We start from the raw sequence: 19073 nt of genomic DNA, 5'->3' as shown, positions 1-19073 counted from the left end.
CGACTCCCATGGACGCGCTCCACTGGTGGCGCCAGGGTGATGCCGTGACGCAAAGCGCGGCACTGGTCTTGCTGGCCATGTCGGTGGCAAGCTGGGTGGTCATTGTGTGGAAGCTGCGGCTCATGCGCCGCGCCAGTGCCGACGTGGCCCGCTGCACGGCCGCGTTCTGGCAGGCGCCCTCGCTGGCCCTCGCGCAGCAACGTTTGCAGTCTTTTGACCGGGATGCGCTAGTGCTTCCTTTGGTGGTTGCTGCAAATTTGATAGCGAATCACGACAGCATAGCCCAGTCCACGCTGGCCACGGCTGGCAGCCTGTCGCAGCGGCTCACGCGGGTGCTGCGCGATGCCCTGCACGATGTGCTGGGACGCCTGCAGTTTGGCCAGGTGCTGCTGGCCACGGTGGGCTCCACGGCGCCTTTTGTGGGGCTGCTGGGCACCGTTTGGGGCATCTACCATGCGCTCACCGCCATGGCAGGCGCGGGGCAGATCACCATTGATCGCGTTTCCGGCCCGGTGGGCGAGGCCCTGGTCATGACGGCGGCTGGGCTGGCCGTGGCAATCCCTGCCGTGCTGGCCTACAACGTATTTGGCCGCTTGCTCGGTCGCATTGAGGCTGACCTGGAAGGGTTTGCGCGCGATCTGCGAGAGCTGATCATTGACACCTCTGTCCCCGCCGATCCTCGGCCCTGAGCTCCAGGAAGCTTGACCGCGCCATGGCCTTCGGAAGACTTGAACGCACCACCGGGCCGCAGCCCATGAGCGACATCAACATGACGCCGCTGGTGGACGTGATGCTGGTGCTGGTGGTCATCTTCATCCTCACGGCACCGCTGCTGGCCAGCTCCATCCGGCTGGACCTGCCGCGCACCGAAGGCGCCACGCCCGGCATGGCCCCGCAATTCGTCACGCTGGTGGTCGACGCCTCGGGTCAGGCCTTTCTGGATGACCAGCCCCTGTCGCAGGCTGCGCTGGCCGAGCGCTTGCGCCGCATTGGCGCCGAGCGCCCTGACACCGAGGTGCAGCTGCGCGCCGACGCTGCCGTGCCCTATGGCCGCGTGGTCGAAGTCATGGGCGCGGCCCACCTGGCTGGGCTGCAGCGCATCGGATTTGTGGCCGAACCTGCGGCCAATCCTGTGTCGCCTGCGTCTCCAGCCCCGTCCCGCTGACCCGCCCCGGCTGCTGGCACGCCGGTGCCAGTCCCTGACCGCCTAAAATCCCTGCAGCGCGGCCCTGCGGCTGCACTCTTCTCTCACCCCCGAGCTCCCATGCAAGACAAATACTCTCCCCAAGACGTCGAACGCGCGGCGCACGACCACTGGACCGCCACCGACGCCTACCGCGTGACGGAAGACACGAGCAAGAAGAAGTTCTACGCCTGCTCCATGCTGCCCTACCCCAGCGGCAAGCTGCACATGGGCCACGTGCGCAACTACACCATCAACGACATGCTCACGCGCTACCTGCGCATGAACGGCCACAACGTCTTGATGCCCATGGGCTGGGACGCGTTCGGCCTGCCCGCCGAAAACGCGGCGCTGAAGAACGGCGTGCCACCGGCCAAGTGGACGTACGAAAACATCGCGTACATGAAAAAGCAGATGCAGGCCATGGGCCTGGCCATCGACTGGAGCCGCGAGGTGGCCACCTGCGACCCCGAGTACTACAAGTGGAACCAGTGGCTGTTTTTGAAGATGCTGGAAAAAGGCATTGCCTACCGCAAGACCCAGGTCGTGAACTGGGACCCGGTGGACCAGACCGTGCTGGCCAACGAGCAGGTGATTGACGGCAAGGGCTGGCGCACCGGAGCCACCGTGGAAAAGCGCGAAATCCCTGGCTACTACCTCAAGATCACCGACTACGCCGAAGAGCTGCTGGGCTTTGTGACGGGCGACAAGCTGCCCGGCTGGCCCGAGCGCGTGAAGCTGATGCAGGAGAACTGGATCGGCAAGAGCGAAGGCGTGCGCTTCGCCTTCCCGCACGACATCCGGGGTGATGACGGCGCGCTGATCGGCGACGGCAAGATGTACGTGTTCACCACGCGCGCCGACACCATCATGGGTGTGACCTTCTGCGCCGTGGCGCCTGAGCACCCGCTGGCCGCCCATGCCGCCAAGACCAATCCTACGCTCCAGGCCTTCATCGAAGAATGCAAGAGCGGCGGCACCACCGAAGCCGAGCTGGCCACGCAAGAGAAAAAGGGCGTGCCCACGGGCCTGTTCGTCACGCACCCGCTCACCGACGAAAAGGTCGAGGTCTGGGTCGGCAACTACGTGCTGATGGGCTATGGCGACGGCGCCGTGATGGGCGTGCCCGCCCATGATGAGCGCGACTTCGCGTTCGCCCTGAAGTACGGCATCGAGATCAAGCAGGTCGTGCTGGTCGATGGCGAGCACTTTGACTACCACCAGTGGAACGACTGGTATGGCGATAAGCAACGCGGCGTGACCATCAACTCCGACAGCTTCAGCGGCCTGTCGTACAAGGAAGCCGTGAACGCCGTGGCCCACGCGCTGGAGCAAAAGGGCCTGGGCGAGAAGAAGACCACCTGGCGCCTGCGCGACTGGGGCGTGAGCCGCCAGCGCTACTGGGGCACGCCGATCCCGATCATCCACTGCGACGAGCACGGCGCCGTACCCGTGCCCGAAAAAGACCTGCCCGTGGTGCTGCCGCAAGACTGCATCCCCGACGGCTCGGGCAACCCGCTGCACAAGCACGAAGGCTTCCACGCGGGCGTGACCTGCCCCGTGTGTGGCAAGGCTGCCCGCCGCGAGACGGACACCATGGACACGTTCGTGGACAGCTCGTGGTACTTCATGCGGTACTGCGACCCCAAGAATGCGGACGCCATGGTGGCCGGTGGTGCCGACTACTGGATGCCGATGGACCAGTACATCGGTGGTATCGAACACGCCATCCTGCACCTGCTGTACGCCCGCTTCTGGACCAAGGTCATGCGCGACCTGGGCCTGGTCAAGGTCGATGAGCCCTTCACCAAGCTGCTCACACAAGGCATGGTGCTCAACCACATCTACAGCCGCCGCACCGCCAAGGGCGGCAAGGACTACTTCTGGCCGCACGACGTGGAGCATGTGCTCGATGAAGGCGGCAAGATCATCGGTGCCAAGCTCAAGAACGAAGCCACCAGCGGCGACGGCATGTTGCCCGTGGGCACGCCCATCGACTACGAGGGCGTGGGCACCATGTCCAAGTCCAAGAACAACGGCGTGGACCCGCAGGACCTGATCGAGAAGTACGGCGCCGACACGGCCCGCCTGTACACCATGTTCACCGCGCCGCCCGAAGCCACTCTGGAGTGGAACGACGCTGCGGTGGAAGGCAGCTACCGCTTCCTGCGCCGCGTGTGGAACTTCGGCCTCAAGCTCTCGGCCATCGACCGCGACGCTGCCATGGCCAGCGTGGCCGGTGCCAGCAGCCTGCAGGACGTGCAGTTTGGCAAGGAGGCCAAGGCCCTGCGCCTGGAGATCCACAACGTGCTCAAGCAGGTGGACTACGACTACCAGCGCATGCAGTACAACACCGTGGTCTCCGGCGCGATGAAGATGATCAACGCACTCGAAGATTTCAAGGCCATGGACTCGGCCGGTGCCCAGGTGGCGCTGATCGAAGGCTTTGGCATCCTGCTGCGTTGCCTGTACCCCGCCACGCCCCACATCGCCCACAGCCTGTGGACGGGCCTGGGCTACGCCGGTGCGCTGGGCGACCTGCTCGATGCGCCCTGGCCGCAGGTGGATGTCGGTGCGCTGGTGCAGGACGAGATCGAACTCATGCTGCAGGTCAACGGCAAGCTGCGCGGATCCATCCATGTGCCCGCCCAGGCCGACAAGGCCGAGATCGAGCGCATTGCGCTGGCCAGCGAGGCCTTTGTGGCCCAGGCCGCAGGCGCTCATCCGAAGCGCGTGATCGTGGTGCCAGGTCGTCTGGTGAACGTGGTGGTCTGACCCCATGAACAAACGCACACTGCTCAGCCTGGCCCCGGTGGCCCTGTTGTCTGCCTGCGGATTCCGGCTGCGTGGCGTGCCGGAGTTCGGGTTTGGCTCGCTCTACATCGCGGCCCCTGCCAGCTCGCCGCTGGCGCGTGAGCTACAGCGCACGCTCGACGGATCGGGTAGCCAGCTCAAGCTGCTGCGCGACCCGGCCAGCATGCCGACGGCAGAGGCCATTTTCGACCTGCTGCAGGAGCAGCAGGAGCGTGTGGTGGTGGGCCTCAACGCGTCGGGACAGGTGCGCGAACTGCAGCTGCGCCTGCGCATCAAGTTCCGCCTGCGCACGCCCACCGGCGTGGAGCTGATCCCGGACACCGAGCTGCTGCAGCAGCGCGACATCAGCTACAACGAAACCATTGCGCTGGCCAAGGAGGCCGAAGAGGCGCTGCTCTACCGCGACATGCGGACGGATCTGGTGCAGCAGCTCATGCGCCGGCTCGCAGCAGCCAAGCGCTAAGAGCAGCTCACAGAACTCCCCTGGCGTTGTTGTCTCGCCTAGTCGTACTAGTCTTACTAGTCGTGCTGCCTGCGGCGAAACGCCCAGCCATGGCCGCTTCGCTGAGGTTTGGGAGCTGCTCTAAGAATGTGCGCGCTCAGGCGCTCAGCGTCGGCCCCTGACCGTGCGAGGACACGCGCATCAGCGTGCTCTTGCCAAACAGCGACTCCACCAGGTCCACCGCCAGCACGGCCGTGCGGTTGCGCACATCCAGCGCAGGGTTGAGCTCCACAATGTCCAGCGAGGCCAGGCGCCCGCTGTCGGCAATCATCTCCATGCACAGCTGCGCTTCTCGGTAGGTGGGGCCGCCGGGTACCGTGGTGCCCACGCCGGGGGCAATGTCGGGGTCCAGAAAGTCCACATCAAAGCTCACATGCAGGTGGGTGTGCGCATCCAGCCCGGCCAGCGCCTGCTGCATGGTCTGGCGCATGCCCACCTCGTCGATGTAGCGCATGTCGAACACTTCCAGGCCCTGCTCGTGCACAAAGCGCTTTTCGCCCGCGTCCACGCTGCGGATGCCGATCTGCCGGATCTGCGAGGGGTGCAGAGCCGGGCCACCGCCCGGCATGCGGGCCAGCCCGGTCAGCGCCTCGGGGCCAAACCCGCACAGGCAGGCCACGGGCATGCCATGCACATTGCCGCTGGGGGTGAGTGCACTGGTGTTGAAGTCGGCATGGGCATCGAGCCACAGCACCCGCAGTTTTTTGCCCACCTCCGCGCAATGGCGGGCCACGGCGCTGATGCTGCCCAGGCCCAGGCAGTGGTCGCCACCCAGCAGGATGGGCAGGTGGCCCAGCTGCAGTTCTGCATACACCGCGTCGAACACGCGCTGGTTCCATTCCACCACCTCGGGCAGGTGGCGGTAGCCGTCCACGGGCGGCTGCCACGGGTTGGCGGGGCCACTCAGGTTGCCCCGGTCAAACACCTGCAGCCCGTGGGACTCCAGCGCCGCCTGCAGGCCGGCCACACGCAAGGCCTCGGGCCCCATGGAGGCGCCGCGCGCGCCGGCGCCGATGTCGGTGGGGGCGCCGATCAGGCTGGTGGGCTGGGCGCTGCGCAGGGCGGTGGGGGGCATGGCGGTCTGACTTTCTGGGGTATGGCAGTGAGCGGGAAGGGCGCGGGCGCCCGGGGGAATTCTCAGGGCTTTGGGCGCCAATGAACAGCGCCGCAGCTGATCGGTTCGTGACCTCTCTTGTGCACTGTGCGGGCATACGCTGGCAATTTGCGCAATGCCGGGCCTGCCCAGGCGATAAACTTTGCCGCATGCAAGTCGCCCTGGCCCAACTCTCTCAGCATCTTCAACGGGGCCTGTCGCCGCTTTATGTCCTGCATGGCGACGAGCCCTTGCTCCAGCAAGAGGCGGCCGACGCCATCCGCGCCACCGCCCGCACCCAGGGCTACACCGAGCGCAGCAGCTACACCGTGGCCGGTGCCCATTTCGACTGGAGTGCGGTGCTGGCGGCCGGCGGGTCACTCAGCCTGTTTGCCGACAAGCAGATCGTCGAGATCCGCATTCCGTCGGGCAAGCCCGGCAAGGACGGCAGCGTGGCGCTGCAGCAGATCGCCGAATTGGCCCGGGGTAACGACAGCACCCTCACCATGGTCATGCTGCCGCGCCTCGATAAAGCCACCAAAACCGGTGCCTGGTTTGCCGCGCTGGAGGGTAACGGCACGTCGATTCAGATCGACCCCATCGAGCGCGGCCAACTGCCGCAGTGGATCGCAGCGCGCCTGGCCGCGCAGGGCCAGCGTGTGGTCGCGGGGGAGGAAGGCCAGCGCACCCTGCAGTTTTTTGCCGACCGCGTGGAAGGCAACCTGCTGGCCGCGCACCAGGAGATCCAGAAGCTCGCCCTGCTGCACCCCGCCGGAGAGCTGACGCAAGCCCAGGTCGAAGCCGCCGTGCTCAACGTGGCCCGCTATGACGTGTTCAAGCTGTCCGAATCGGTGCTGGCCGGGCAGACGGCCCGCGTGCAGCGCATGCTTGACGGCCTGCAGGCCGAGGGTGAGGCCGAGGTGCTGGTGCACTGGGCGCTGGCCGAAGACATCCGCGCCCTCAAGCGCGTGAAAGACGCGATGAACGCTGGCCGCCCCTTGCCCATGGCGCTGCGCGAGAACCGCATCTGGGGCCCCAAGGAGCGGCTGTTTGAACGCATCCTGCCCAAGGCCAGCGATGCGGCCCTGGCGCGCCTGCTGCAGTCGGCCCACACGGTGGATGGCATCGTCAAAGGCCTCAAGCAGCCCGACTGGCCGCAAGACGGCTGGCAGGCCCTGCAGCGCCTGGCCTTGCAGCTGTGCCGCCTGACCAGCGCGGCGCGGTGATGGCGCATGTGGATGCCACCCTGCGGCCCTCGCAGGGTTCTCGGCCCCTGCGCCTTCCCAACGACGACGCCACCAACGGCTGGTCCGCCATCCTGCCCCCACGCACGCCGCGCCCTGCGCTGTTGGGCGAGGTGCTGGCCGACTGGCTGGTACTGGGCGCGGGCTTTGCGGGCCTGGCCGCCGCGCGCCGCCTGGCCGAGCTGCGCCCGCACGCACACATCGTGGTGGTGGATGCAGGCACCGTGGGCAACAACGCCTCGGGCCGCAACTCGGGCTTTGCGATCGATGTGCCGCACAACATCGGCAGCTCGCTCGAAGAACTGCGACAGGCCGCGCACTACCAGGCCTTGCTCACGGCAGGCATGAACGACCTGGAGCTGCTGGTGGCGCAGCACCGCATCGACTGCCAATGGCGCCGCGCAGGCAAGTACCACTGCGCCGTCTCGCCCGCTGCCGAGCGCACGCTGCAGCACCATGTGGATGAGCTGCGCGCCCTGGGGGCTGCGCACGAGCTGCTGGACCGCAACGCCCTGGCCGCGCGCTTGGGCACCCGCTACTTTGCCGCCGGGCTCTACACGCCGGGCACCGTGCTGCTCAACCCCGCCGCGCTGTGCCGGGGCCTGGCCGATGCGCTGCCCGCCAACGTCACCCTGCACGAGCAAACGCCGGTGCAGCGGCTGGACCTGTCAGGTAGCAAGGTGGTGGCGCACACCCCGCAGGGCCGTGTGCGTGCGCCGCAACTGTTGCTGGCGGCCAATGGGTTTGCGCAGCAGCTGGGGCTGTTTGGCAGCGCCTGGGGGGCAGAGACGTTTCCGTTGGTCACCTTTGGCTCGCTCACAGCCCCGCTCACGCCCGAGCAGCGCAGCCGCCTGGGCGCGCCCGAGGGCTGGGGCGTGACGCCCGCCAGCGCCGTGACGGGGGCGACGCTGCGCTACACGGACGACCACCGCATTCTGGTGCGCCAGGGCTTTGAATATGCGCCGCAGTTCCGCGTCAGCCCTGCGGTGCGCGAGCGCGTGCGGCGTGAGCATGCGGCCGTGTTTGCGGCGCGTTTTCCGCAACTGGGTGATGTGGCGTTGGAGCATTTCTGGGAAGGCTCGATCGCCATCACCCGCAATGGCGCACCGCGCTGGGGGCGGCTGGCCCCGCAGGTGCATGGCGTTGCAGGGTGCAATGGGGCGGGGGTGGTGAAGTTCACGGCCCTGGGGGCTCTGGCAGCGGATTTGGCGCTGGGGCAGGACCACCCGTTGCTGGCGCATGCCTTAGCCTTGGGTGGGCCGACGCGCATGCCGCCGCAGCCGTTCATGGGGCTGGGGGTGCGGGCTTATATTGCGCGGGAGAAGTGGTTGGGGCGGGCGGAGGTTTGATTATTTTTGGCTTCTAGTGCCTGTGAGATAAGCACTGAAAGCTATTAAATTAGGAGTGGTTGTCGTGGCTTGCTCGCTGATTTGGTGGCATGCCTGTGCGCACGGCGGGAGCCGGGTTGTCGCCCCGGCGGGCGAGGTACTTTTCTTTGCTTCGCCAAAGAAAAGTACCCAAAAGAAAGGCGGCCCCACTGTCTGCGTCCCTGCGCTTCGCTTCGGGCAACCTGCGGTGCTCGCGTCCAGCGGGGGCTCGCTCAAACTCGCTGCGCTCAGACAGTCGCGAGCCCTGACCCGCTGGCCGCTGCGCTCCTCGGCGCATACAGAGGGGATGGGAAACGAACAGCCACTCGGGCCGTCGCGTTGCTCGGCCCCGGAGTGGTCAGCCAGCGTTCAATGTGCCCTGTGCTTTTTCTGCCCACATCGTCAAGTTCGCCACCAGATCCTTCTGGCTGAACGAGCAGCTTTCTTCCGAGAACAACGCGCTCGATTCCAGCCGGTCCAGCAGGTTCAGCAGCACATCGCTGTAGCGCGGGGGCAGGGCGTCCAGCAGGGTGGTTTGCTCGCGGGCCAGGGTGCTCAGGGTGGCGGCGGTGTGGTCGCCGCGTTCAAAGGCTTGCAGGGCCTGGGTGAAGGTGGTGAGCTGGGTGTGGGCGGTGTCGGTCATGGCGTAGCCGGGCGGGGCCAGGATGGGTGATACGCCCGAGGGTAAAGCAGCCATGGGCCCGCGCCCACCGGGCCGATACCAAGTGCGGCAAAATCGCCGGATGAACGCCCTCAACGTCGCTGAATACACGCACTCCCTCGGTCTCCAGGCAAAAACGGCCTCTGCGCTGATGGCCAAAGCGCCAGCAGCTATCAAAAACAAAGCGCTCAAGGCGCTGGCCCGGTTGCTGCGCGAGAACGTGACGGCGCTGCAGGTCGACAATGCCAAAGACCTGGAGCGCGCCGTGGCCAATGGGCTGGCGGGCCCGATGGTGGACCGGCTCAAGCTCACCCCCAAGGTGCTGGAGACCTGCGCCGAGGGCTGCGAGCAGCTGGCCGCCATGCCCGACATCATTGGCGAGATCCTCGGCATGAAGCAGCAGCCCAGCGGCATCCGCGTGGGGCAGATGCGCGTGCCGATTGGGGTGTTCGGCATGATTTACGAGAGCCGTCCCAACGTCACCATCGAGGCGGCCAGCCTCAGCATCAAGAGCGGCAATGCCTGCATCCTGCGCGGTGGCTCCGAGGCCATTGATTCGAACAAGGCGCTGGCCAAGCTGGTGCAGCAGGCGCTGGCCGAGGCGGGCCTGCCACCGGACGCGGTGCAACTGGTGCAGACCACCGACCGCGAGGCCGTGGGTCAGCTGATCGCCATGCCGCAGTTTGTGGACGTGATCATCCCGCGCGGCGGCAAGGGCCTGATCGAGCGCATCAGCCGCGATGCCAAGGTGCCCGTCATCAAGCACCTGGACGGTAACTGCCACACCTATGTGGACGACCCCTGCGACATCGCGATGGCCGTCAAGGTGGCCGACAACGCCAAGACCAACAAGTACAGCCCCTGCAACGCGAGCGAAGGTCTGTTGGTGGCACGCGGCGTGGCGGCAGAGTTTTTGCCGAAGATCGGCGCGGTGTATGCCGCCAAGGGCGTGGAGATGCGCGGTTGCACCGAGTCGCTGGCCATCTTGCAGTCGGTGCCAGGTGCCCACCTGGTGCCCGCCACCGAGCAGGACTGGAGCGAGGAATACCTGGCCCCGATCATCAGCGTGAAGATCGTGGCGGGGGTGGATGAAGCCATCGCCCACATCAACCGCTATTCCAGCCACCACACCGATGCCATCCTGACGCGCGACCACATGCACGCCCAGCAGTTCCTGCGCGAGGTGGATTCGGCCAGCGTGATGGTGAACGCGAGCACGCGGTTTGCCGACGGTTTCGAGTACGGCCTGGGCGCCGAAATCGGCATCAGCACCGACAAGTTCCATGCGCGGGGCCCGGTGGGCATCGAAGGCCTCACTTCGCTCAAGTACGTGGTGCTGGGCGAAGGTGAGGTGCGGGCCTGATGTGCTCCTGAAACGATAGCTGCTGGCGCATGTTCGACTAGCGCTTGCGGCCTATTTCATATGAAAATCATCATCCTCGGCGCCGGCCGCGTGGGCCAGAGCGTGGCAGACAGCCTGGTGTCCGAGCGCAACGACATCACCGTCATCGACACCGACGCCGCGCGCCTGCGCGACCTGGAGTCGCGGTTTGATCTGCGCGGGGTGGTGGGCAACGGCATCGAGCCTGCCGTGCTGGCCGAGGCGGGGGCCGAGGACACCGACCTGCTGATTGCCTGCGCCGCGCAGGACGAGACCAACCTGGTGTGCTGCAAGATCGCGCAGCTGCTGTTCAACATCCCCAAGCGCATTGCGCGGGTGCGGACCACAGGCTTCGAGGCCCATGAGCGGCTGGTGGGCCCCGAGGGGTTTGCGGTGGACCGCATCATCTGCCCGGAAGAATCGCTGACCCGCTACATCGGCAAGCTCATCGAGTACCCCGAGGCCATGCAGGTGCGCGAATTTGCCGGAGGCCGCGCATGCCTGGTGTCGGTACGGGCGCGTGCGGGGGCTCCGATGGTGGGGCACTCCATCGGCGCGCTGCGCGAGAGTGCGCCGGAGCTGGCGATGCGCATGGTGGCCATCTACCGGCGCTTTCCCGACGAGCCTGACCGCTTCATCGCCTGCGACGGCCGCACGCGCGTCGAGCCGGGGGACGAGGTGTTCGTGCTGGCCGCGCACGAGCACATCGCCAACGTGCTGGCCGCTCTGCACCGCCCGGCATCCCAGCAGCTCCAGCCTGTGCGCCGCATCATGATTGCGGGCGGCGGCCGGCTGGGTCTGCGGCTGGCGCGGCAGCTCAGCCAGGCGGGCGGGCGTTTTCACATCAAGATCATCGAGGACCATGCGGACCGCTGCGTGGAGCTGGCATCTGCCCTGCCGCCTGAGGTGCTGGTGCTGCAGGGCGACACCACTGACGAAGACCTGCTGGGTGATGAAGGCATCGAGGAGGTGGACCTGTTCCTCGCGCTCACCGACGACGACGAGGACAACATCATGTCGTGCCTGCTGGCCAAGCGCATGGGCGCAAGCCGGGTGCTGGCCCTCATCAACCGGCGCAGTTATGCCGACCTGATGCACGGCACGCAGATCGACATCGCGCTGTCGCCCGCGCAGGCCATGCTGGGCGAGCTGCTGGCCTATGTGCGCCAGGGCGACGTGCAGGCTGTGCACAGCCTGCGCCGTGGGGTGGCCGAGGCGCTGGAGATCGTGGCGCGCGGCGACCGCAAGAGCTCGCGCGTGGTCGGCCGCAAGGTCAGCGATCTGCAACTGCCGCGCGATGTGCACATCGGCCTGATCGTGCGCGGTCTGCCTGACGCTTCGGAAACCACGGGTGCATCCGCTGCCGATCTGCGCGAGCCCGAGGTCATCATCCCGCGCAGCGCCACGGTGATCGAGAGCAATGACCACGTGGTGTTCTTCCTGCCCAACAAGCGGCTGGTGCGCGATGTGGAAAAGCTCTTCCGCGTGAGCGCGACTTTTTTCTGACCTGGCACCGAGCTGCGCGAGACCCCCATGACGGACATGTTTCCCGTTCTGCGCGTGCTGGGCATTCTGGTGATGATCTTCTCGCTGTCCATGGGCCTGCCGCTGGTAGTCTCGCTGTGGACGCGCGACGGCGTCTGGTTTGTGTACCCGCTGTCCATGGGCGCCACGATGCTGGCGGGCGCATGGCTGTGGTGGCGGCTGCGGCTGTTCCGGCAAGAGCTGCAGCCGCGCCACGGCGTGATGCTGGTTTCTCTGGTGTGGATGCTGTTGCCCCTGTCGGCCGCGCTGCCGCTGATGCTGGCCGGGCACTACACCGGGCACCCGCTGTCGTTCACGCACGCCTACTTCGAGGCGGTGTCGGGGCTGACGACCACGGGCTCCACCGTGCTGGCGGGCCTGGATGCGTTGCCGGTGTCGGTGAATGTGTGGCGCACCTTTTTGCAGTGGATGGGTGGCATGGGCATCCTGATTTTGGCCGTGGCCGTGCTGCCGCTGCTGGGCGTGGGGGGCAGCCAGCTGTTCAAGGCCGAGGCGGCGGGGCCTCTGAAGGACACCAAGCTCACGCCACGCATGACCGGCACGGCCAAGGGGCTCTGGGGGGTGTATGCGCTGTTCTCCGTGCTGTGTGGCCTGGCCTACTGGGCCGGGGGCATGGCGCCGCTGGATGCGTTAATGCACATGTTCACCACCGTGAGCCTGGGCGGGCTGTCGTCGCACGACCTGAGCTTTGGCTACTTCCAGTCGCCGTTGCTGGAGGCGATCTGCATCTTCTTCATGCTCGTGGCCAGCTGCAATTTTGCGTTGTACTTCGTCGCCATTCGCAAGGGCCAGTGGGGCGGCTTCTGGCGCGACCCGGAGCTGCGGGCCACGCTGGTCACCCTGATTGGCGGCGGCCTGCTGGTGGCGCTGCTGCTGTGGGCCAAGGGCGTGTACGCGCCGCTGGATGCGCTGCGCCATGGCATGTTCAACCTGGTGTCGCTGGCCACCACCACCGGCTTTGCCACGGTCGACTACCTGGCGTGGCCCGTGTTTGCGCCCGTGTTCATGCTGTTGCTGTCGGGCGTGGCCACCAGTGCCGGTTCGACGGGCGGTGGCATCAAGATGGTGCGCATGCTCATTCTGGTCAAGCAGGCGCGCCGCGAGATGAACCGCCTGGTGCACCCGCGCGCGGTGCAGCCGGTGCAGCTGGGCGATGCCGTGGTGGACAACCGGGTGATCTTCTCGGTGCTGGCCTTCATGCTGGTCTATGGCGGCACGGTCTTCGGGCTGAGCATGGTCATGCTGCTGACAGACCTGGACCCGGTGACGGCGTTTTCGGTGGTGCTGGCCAGCGTCAACTGTGCGGGCCCGGGCCTGGGCAGCGTGGGGCCTGCGTCCAACTACGCCGTGCTGACCGATTTCCAGATCTGGGTATGCACCCTGGCCATGCTGCTGGGGCGGCTGGAGATTCTGAGCTTCATGGCCTTGCTGACCCCGGCGTTCTGGCGCCGGTAGGGGGGCAGGGCCGTGGCTGCGCCGGGGGTGACTTGCGAAAACCCGGCCTGACCCCACATCCTACAATTCACCGCAATCGCTTCCCGAGGGCTTTCCATGGTTCCGCATCTCATCACGGCCCTCACCGGGCCGATTAACGAACTCGAACAGCGCATTCTCGACTCGATGCCCGCCATCGAACGCTGGTTCCGGCTGGAGTGGATGGAGCACACCCCGCCGTTCTACACGTCGGTAGACATCCGCAATGCGGGGTTCAAGCTGGCCCCGGTCGACACCAACCTGTTCCCGGGCGGCTGGAACAACCTGACCAAGGAGATGCTGCCCCTGGCCGTGCAGGCGGCGATGGCTGCCATCGAAAAGATCTGCCCCGAAGCGCGCAACCTGCTGATCATTCCGGAGAACCACACGCGCAACACGTTCTACCTGTCCAACGTGGTGCAGCTGCAGCGCATCTTCAACATGGCGGGCCTCAACGTGCGGGTGGGCTCCATCAGCCCCGAGATCAAGAAGTCCACGCTGATCGAGCTGCCCAACGGCGACACCGTGACCCTGGAGCCCGTGGTGCGCACCAAGCGCCGCCTGGGGCTCAAGGACTTCGACCCCTGCACCATCCTGCTGAACAACGACCTCACTGCAGGCGCCCCCGGCATTCTGGAAGACATCCACGAGCAGTACCTGCTGCCCCCGCTGCACGCCGGCTGGAGCGTGCGCAAGAAGAGCACCCACTTCAAGAACTACGAAGAGGTGGCCAAGCGTTTTGGCAAGATGCTGGGCATCGACCCCTGGCTGGTCAACCCCATGTACAGCCAGTGCGGTGAGGTGGACTTTGCCGAGGGCACGGGCATGGACCAGCTGCAGACCAGCGTGGACGCACTGCTGACCAAGGTGCGCCGCAAGTACAAGGAATACGGCATCAACGAAAAGCCCTTCGTGATCGTCAAGGCCAACAACGGCACCTACGGCATGGGCATCATGACCGTGCGCGACGCCAAGGAGCTGGACGCGGTCAACCGCAAGACGCGCAACAAGATGGCCGTGATCAAGGACGGCCAGCCGGTGAGCGAAGTCATCATCCAGGAAGGGGTGTTGACGCAAGAGCGCGTGAACGACGCCGTGGCCGAGCCCGTGGTCTACATGATGGACCGCTACGTGGTGGGGGGCTTCTACCGCATGCACGCCGAGCGGGGTGTGGATGAAAACCTCAACGCCCCCGGCGCGAGCTTTGTGCCCCTGGCCTTTGAACACAGCACCCACATGCCCCAGCCTGGCGTGCGCCCGGGTGTGAGCGCGCCCAACCGCTTCTATATGTACGGCGTGGTGGCCCGGCTGGCGATGCTGGCGGCCAGCTACGAGCTGGAGGCCACCAACCCCGACGCCGAGGTGTACGACTGAAAACCAGAGTCTCTGTGGCCCCTTGCGGGTCTTGGGGGCACCGGGTCTCAACGTCTGCGCCCTCCCGGCGACGCTGCACAGCGGGCCTGCGGGGCAGGGCTGTGGCCCGCATGCCACGCCCGCGCCCGGTTGCCAAGGGCAAGTTGCTGCGTTGCAACATGGGGTTTCGCCTCCAAACGCTTGATCTGGCTCAGGCGCACAATAGCGTTCCCAAAAGTAACGGAACCCCGTCAGGCCCAGTGCGCGGGGGTGGTCAGTGCAAAGCTCCAAGTCATCGCTCGCAGCGCTCACGCTGGGCGCCATCGGTGTTGTGTATGGCGATATCGGCACCAGCGTGCTGTATGCCGTCAAGGAGGTGTTCGGGTCCGGCCATGTGCCGTTCACGCCCGCAAACATCTACGGCATCCTCTCCATCTTTTTCTGGACCCTCACGGTCATCGTCTCCCTGAAGTACGTGGTGCTGGTGCTGCGTGCCGACAACCATGGTGAGGGGGGCCTCATCGCCATGCTGGCCCTGGCCTCCCAGGCGGTCAAAGACAAGCCCCAGCTGCGCAGCGTGTTGCTGGCCGTGGGCATTTTTGGCACCTCGCTGTTTTACGGCGATGGCGTCATCACCCCGGCCATCTCGGTGCTGTCGGCGGTAGAGGGGCTGGAAGTGGTGTCGGACCACTTCAAGCACTACGTGATACCGATCACGCTGGTGGTGCTGTTTTGCCTGTTTGCCGTGCAAAAGCGCGGCACGGGCGGCATCGGCAAGTTTTTTGGTCCCATCACGCTGGTGTGGTTTGTCACCATCGCGCTGCTGGGCGTGTCGCACATCGTGGGGCACCCAGAGATCTTGTGGGCGCTGAGTCCGCACCACGCGTTGGGCTTCATGTGGGCCAACCCGGGCACCAGTTTCATCATTCTGGGCGCGGTGGTGCTGTGCGTGACGGGCGCCGAGGCCCTGTACGCCGACCTGGGCCACTTTGGCAAGCGCCCGATCCGCATGGCCTGGTTTGGTGTGGCCATGCCGGCGCTCACCCTCAATTATTTTGGCCAGGGCGCGCTGCTGCTGGCCGAGCCCGAGGCCGTCAAGAACCCGTTCTATCTGATGGCCCCCGACTGGGCGCTGGTGCCTTTGGTGATCCTGGCCACCATGGCCACCGTGATTGCCTCGCAGGCGTTGATCACCGGCGCATTCAGCGTGACCAAGCAGGTCATCCAGCTGGGCTACCTGCCGCGCTTGAACATCCAGCACACCAGCGTGCGCGACACGGGCCAGATCTACATGCCGCTGGTCAACTGGGGGCTGTTCGTGGCCATCGTGCTGGCGGTGGTCATGTTCCGCTCGTCGAGCAATCTGGCCGCCGCCTACGGCATCGCGGTGACGCTGGACATGCTGATCACCACCACGTTGACCTTCTTCGTGATCCGTTACGGCTGGCGGTATCCGCTGGCGCTGTGCATTGCGGCCACGGGCTGCTTCTTTGTGGTGGACCTGGCGTTCTTCGCCTCCAACTTGCTCAAGCTGTTCCAGGGTGGCTGGTTCCCTCTGATGATTGGCGGCATCGTGTTCTCGCTCATGATGACCTGGAAGGAAGGGCGCCGCCTGCTCAATGACAAGCTGCGTGCCGACGCCATCGACCTCAAGGACTTTCTGGAGTCGATCTTCATCAGCCCGCCCACGCGGGTGGATGGCACGGCCGTCTTTCTGACGGCCGAAACCGGCGCGGTGCCCAATGCCCTGCTGCACAACCTCAAGCACAACAAGGTGCTGCACCAGCAAAACCTGTTTGTCACCGTGCACAACCACGAGACGCCCTGGATTGGTCTGGACAAGCGGCTGCAAGTCGAATCGCTGGGGCACGACTGCTGGCAGGTGGTGGTGCATTACGGCTTCAAGAACGACCCCGACCTGCCCCGCGCGCTGGAGCTGCTGCGTGGGCGTGGCTGCGAGCTGGAGTCCATGACCACCAGCTATTTCCTGTCGCGGGACACCGTCATCCCCACCATCGGCAGCGGCATGGCGCCCTGGCGCGAAAAGCTGTTTGCCCAAATGCACCACAACGCCAGTGGCGCGGCCGACTTTCTGCACCTGCCCAATAACGCGGTGGTCGAGCTGGGCTCAAAGATCGAGATCTGACGGGCTGAGGGGGCTCCCCCTGGCCTGGGACGGGTGCCTTGGGCTGGTTTTGCGCTGTTTTTGCCTTGTGGCGCTAGTGCCTATTGTCTGAGATGCTATCAATACTGTAGCTTTTGGAGTGGGCTGACGGCTTGCCTGAGCGCCAGGCGCGCGCGGTGCCAGAATCGCGCCCATGCAATTTTTCAAAGACCTGAGCCTTTCCACTGCGGTGGCGGGCTTCGTGGCGGTGCTGGTGGGCTTTACCAGCTCCGTGGCCATCGTCTTCCAGGCCGCCCAGGCATTTGGGGCCACACCCGCGCAGATCACGTCCTGGATGTGGGCGCTGGGTTTGGGCATGGGGCTGTGTTCGCTGGTGCCCTCGCTGATCTTGCGCCAGCCCGTCATGGTGGCTTGGTCCACACCGGGCGCCGCCGTGCTGGCCACGGCGGGGTTGGCAGGCGGTTTCAGCATGGGCGAAGCCATCGGCGCCTTCATGATCAGCGCGTTGCTCATCACCCTGGCGGGCGTCACCGGCTGGTTCGAGCGCGTGATGAACCGCATCCCCATGGAAATCGCCGCTGCCCTGCTGGCCGGCGTGCTGGCCCGCTTTGGCCTGCAGGCGTTTGCGGCAGCCCAGACCGCATTGCCCTTGGTGCTGCTGATGTTGATGGTGTATCTGGTGAGCCGCCGTTTGGCTGCCCGGTATGCGGTGGTCATCACCCTCGCCATGGCGGTGGTGTTCGTGGCCACCCAGGGGCAGATGGCCTGGTCGGCGGTGCAGCTGGAGCTGGCCCTGCCGGTTTTCACGGCGCCCCAGTTCAGCGTAGCGGCTGCCGTCAGCCTGGCGATTCCTTTGTTTGTGGTCACCATGGCGTCGCAGAACCTGCCCGGGGTGGCGGTGATCCGGGCGTCGGGCTACAACTTGCCCATCTCCCGGCTCATCACTCTCACGGGTCTTGCCACCCTGGTGCTGGCGCCCTTCGGGGCGTTTGCGCTCAACTTCAGCGCCATCACCGCCGCGATGTGCATGGGCCCCGAGGCGCACGCTGATCGCCGCCGGCGCTACACGGCCGCGGTGGCATGCGGCGCCATCTATGTGGCGATCGGTCTGTTTGGCGCAGTCATCACCGGGCTGCTTACCGCCTTTCCCAAAGAGCTGGTGGTGGCCATTGCGGGGTTGGCCCTGCTGGGCACCATCGGCAACGGTCTGGCGACGGCGCTGCGGGACGAGTCGCACCGCGAGGCGGCACTCATCACCTTTCTCGTCACCCTCAGTGGCGTGGTCATCGTTGGGGTGGGCTCGGCCTTCTGGGGCGTGGTGGCCGGCAGCATTGCGCTATTTGTGCAACAGTACAGGCGTTCGCAGGCCAGCGGCGCGTAAGTCGCCTTGGCTGCCTGGGCCCCTGGCCTCCTCCATTTCTTGACCCGACACCATGAAACTGCTCTTCATCGCCGACCCGCTGCAAAGCTTCAAGATCTACAAGGACACCACCTTCGCCATGATGCGCGAGGCACAGCGGCGTGGTCATACCCTCACGGTCTGCGAACCGCAGCACATCACCTGGCAGCGCGGCAGCAAGGTCACCGCACGGGTGCAGGACGTCCGCCTCACGGGGGATGCAATCCATTGGTACGAGGCCCAGCCGCAGCGCAGCGCAGCGTTGGCTGATTTTGATGCCGTACTCATGCGCAAGGACCCGCCCTTCGACAGCGAGTACTTTTACGCCACCCACCTGCTGGAGCAGGCGGAGCGCGATGGCGCCCGGGTCTTCAACAAACCCAGCGCTCTGCGGGACCATCCGGAAAAGCTGGCCATCATGGAGTTTCCGCAGTTCATCGGACCGACACTGGTCACCCGGGATGCGGAAGACATTCGCCGCTTCCATGCGGAGCACCAGGACATCATCCTCAAGCCTCTGGATGGCATGGGTGGGATGGGCATCTTCCGTGTGGGGCCGGACGGCCTCAACCTGGGCAGCATCACCGAAACCCTCAATCGCCACGGCGCGCAAAGCGTGATGGTGCAAAAGTTTTTGCCCGAAATCGTCGATGGCGACAAACGGGTCCTCATCATCGGCGGCAAGCCTGTGCCGTTCTGCCTGGCGCGTATTCCCCAGGGCAGCGAAGTGCGCGGCAATCTGGCCGCTGGCGGCAAGGGCGTGGCGCGCCCTCTGTCTGCGCGGGATCGTGAGATTGGAGAAGCGCTGGGCCCGGTGCTGCAGTCGCGTGGCTTGCTGCTGGCTGGTGTAGACGTGATCGGCGACTGCGTCACAGAGATCAATGTCACCAGCCCGACCTGCTTTCAGGAAATCTTCGATCAGACAGGCTGCGA

At 65.8% G+C, this 19073-nt stretch carries 15 protein-coding genes (1 of these 15 running past the window's edge); 13 read left to right on the top strand and 2 right to left on the bottom strand.

Features of this window, described 5'->3' with window-relative positions; genetic code table 11:
* Positions 1–8 precede the first annotated feature (8 nt).
* The 4 genes from C8C96_RS02020 to lptE all read left to right on the top strand — a co-directional run bounded on the left by C8C96_RS02020 (position 9) and on the right by lptE (position 4460).
* Entirely contained in the window at positions 9–689 is a 681-nt protein-coding gene (locus C8C96_RS02020; protein WP_121941258.1) for a MotA/TolQ/ExbB proton channel family protein, read from the top strand.
* Positions 690–712: 23 nt separating this feature from the next.
* Positions 713–1165 carry a biopolymer transporter ExbD gene (locus tag C8C96_RS02015; protein ID WP_121941257.1) on the top strand — a complete coding sequence of 151 codons (453 nt, stop codon included), beginning with the start codon at positions 713–715 and terminating at the stop codon, positions 1163–1165.
* Between the two features lie 99 nt (positions 1166–1264).
* Positions 1265–3958, top strand: a complete 2694-nt coding sequence (leuS, locus tag C8C96_RS02010; RefSeq protein WP_121941256.1) for a leucine--tRNA ligase — start codon at positions 1265–1267, stop codon at positions 3956–3958.
* 4 nt (positions 3959–3962) lie between these two features.
* Complete coding sequence (gene lptE, locus C8C96_RS02005) at positions 3963–4460, top strand: LPS assembly lipoprotein LptE (protein WP_056068079.1); 498 nt, start codon at positions 3963–3965, stop codon at positions 4458–4460.
* A 136-nt stretch (positions 4461–4596) separates the two neighbouring features.
* On the opposite strand, the gene rocF is transcribed toward lptE, so the two are convergent.
* Positions 4597–5574, bottom strand: coding sequence for an arginase (gene rocF / locus C8C96_RS02000; protein WP_121941255.1), 978 nt, complete (start codon positions 5572–5574; stop codon positions 4597–4599).
* Between the two features lie 188 nt (positions 5575–5762).
* On the opposite strand from rocF, the gene holA reads away from it, so the two are divergent.
* Both holA and C8C96_RS01990 read left to right on the top strand, forming a co-directional pair.
* A complete protein-coding gene (gene holA, locus C8C96_RS01995) occupies positions 5763–6818 on the top strand; it encodes a DNA polymerase III subunit delta (protein ID WP_121941254.1) in 1056 nt (351 codons plus the stop codon).
* On the top strand, positions 6791–8185 hold the full coding sequence (locus tag C8C96_RS01990; protein ID WP_233584130.1) for an FAD-binding oxidoreductase: 1395 nt from the start codon (positions 6791–6793) through the stop codon (positions 8183–8185). The genes holA and C8C96_RS01990 overlap by 28 nt, the downstream gene beginning before the upstream one ends.
* 376 nt (positions 8186–8561) lie before the next feature.
* On the opposite strand, the gene C8C96_RS01980 is transcribed toward C8C96_RS01990, so the two are convergent.
* On the bottom strand, positions 8562–8900 hold the full coding sequence (locus tag C8C96_RS01980; protein ID WP_121941252.1) for a hypothetical protein: 339 nt from the start codon (positions 8898–8900) through the stop codon (positions 8562–8564).
* A 46-nt stretch (positions 8901–8946) separates the two neighbouring features.
* Here C8C96_RS01980 and C8C96_RS01975 point away from each other — a divergent pair, with 46 nt between their 5' ends.
* The 7 genes from C8C96_RS01975 to gshB all read left to right on the top strand — a co-directional run.
* Positions 8947–10227, top strand: a complete 1281-nt coding sequence (locus C8C96_RS01975; RefSeq protein ID WP_121941251.1) for a glutamate-5-semialdehyde dehydrogenase — start codon at positions 8947–8949, stop codon at positions 10225–10227.
* Positions 10228–10287: 60 nt separating this feature from the next.
* On the top strand, positions 10288–11751 hold the full coding sequence (gene trkA, locus C8C96_RS01970; RefSeq protein ID WP_056068090.1) for a Trk system potassium transporter TrkA: 1464 nt from the start codon (positions 10288–10290) through the stop codon (positions 11749–11751).
* A 27-nt stretch (positions 11752–11778) separates the two neighbouring features.
* Entirely contained in the window at positions 11779–13245 is a 1467-nt protein-coding gene (locus tag C8C96_RS01965; RefSeq protein WP_121941250.1) for a TrkH family potassium uptake protein, read from the top strand.
* Between the two features lie 96 nt (positions 13246–13341).
* On the top strand, positions 13342–14637 hold the full coding sequence (gshA, locus tag C8C96_RS01960) for a glutamate--cysteine ligase (protein WP_015016114.1): 1296 nt from the start codon (positions 13342–13344) through the stop codon (positions 14635–14637).
* 256 nt (positions 14638–14893) lie between these two features.
* Positions 14894–16762, top strand: a complete 1869-nt coding sequence (locus C8C96_RS01955) for a potassium transporter Kup (RefSeq protein WP_108497813.1) — start codon at positions 14894–14896, stop codon at positions 16760–16762.
* A gap of 172 nt (positions 16763–16934) precedes the next feature.
* A complete protein-coding gene (locus tag C8C96_RS01950; protein WP_121941249.1) occupies positions 16935–18122 on the top strand; it encodes a benzoate/H(+) symporter BenE family transporter in 1188 nt (395 codons plus the stop codon).
* A 52-nt stretch (positions 18123–18174) separates the two neighbouring features.
* On the top strand, positions 18175–19073 hold the 5' portion of the coding sequence (gene gshB / locus C8C96_RS01945; protein ID WP_121941248.1) for a glutathione synthase. 58 nt of this gene lie beyond the right edge of the window; the window shows 899 of its 957 coding nt (coding positions 1–899); it begins with the start codon at positions 18175–18177; the stop codon falls past the right edge of the window.

Source organism: Acidovorax sp. 100, assembly GCF_003688355.1.
GTDB classification, from domain to species: Bacteria; Pseudomonadota; Gammaproteobacteria; order Burkholderiales; family Burkholderiaceae_C; genus Acidovorax; species Acidovorax delafieldii.
Note: the sequence above shows the minus strand (reverse complement) of the source record. Positions and strands in the feature narration are given on the sequence as shown.

What these genes read in the sequence shown, in the direction of transcription:
- trkA (WP_056068090.1), top strand. Translation starts at nt 10,288, where the DNA reads ATGAAAATCATCATCCTCGGCGCCGGCCGCGTGGGCCAGAGCGTGGCA.
- rocF (WP_121941255.1), bottom strand. Translation starts at nt 5,574, where the DNA reads ATGCCCCCCACCGCCCTGCGCAGCGCCCAGCCCACCAGCCTGATCGGC.
- C8C96_RS01975 (WP_121941251.1), top strand. Translation starts at nt 8,947, where the DNA reads ATGAACGCCCTCAACGTCGCTGAATACACGCACTCCCTCGGTCTCCAG.
- lptE (WP_056068079.1), top strand. Translation starts at nt 3,963, where the DNA reads ATGAACAAACGCACACTGCTCAGCCTGGCCCCGGTGGCCCTGTTGTCT.
- C8C96_RS01965 (WP_121941250.1), top strand. Translation starts at nt 11,779, where the DNA reads ATGACGGACATGTTTCCCGTTCTGCGCGTGCTGGGCATTCTGGTGATG.
- C8C96_RS02015 (WP_121941257.1), top strand. Translation starts at nt 713, where the DNA reads ATGGCCTTCGGAAGACTTGAACGCACCACCGGGCCGCAGCCCATGAGC.
- C8C96_RS01980 (WP_121941252.1), bottom strand. Translation starts at nt 8,900, where the DNA reads ATGGCTGCTTTACCCTCGGGCGTATCACCCATCCTGGCCCCGCCCGGC.
- gshA (WP_015016114.1), top strand. Translation starts at nt 13,342, where the DNA reads ATGGTTCCGCATCTCATCACGGCCCTCACCGGGCCGATTAACGAACTC.
- C8C96_RS02020 (WP_121941258.1), top strand. Translation starts at nt 9, where the DNA reads ATGGACGCGCTCCACTGGTGGCGCCAGGGTGATGCCGTGACGCAAAGC.
- C8C96_RS01950 (WP_121941249.1), top strand. Translation starts at nt 16,935, where the DNA reads ATGCAATTTTTCAAAGACCTGAGCCTTTCCACTGCGGTGGCGGGCTTC.
- leuS (WP_121941256.1), top strand. Translation starts at nt 1,265, where the DNA reads ATGCAAGACAAATACTCTCCCCAAGACGTCGAACGCGCGGCGCACGAC.
- holA (WP_121941254.1), top strand. Translation starts at nt 5,763, where the DNA reads ATGCAAGTCGCCCTGGCCCAACTCTCTCAGCATCTTCAACGGGGCCTG.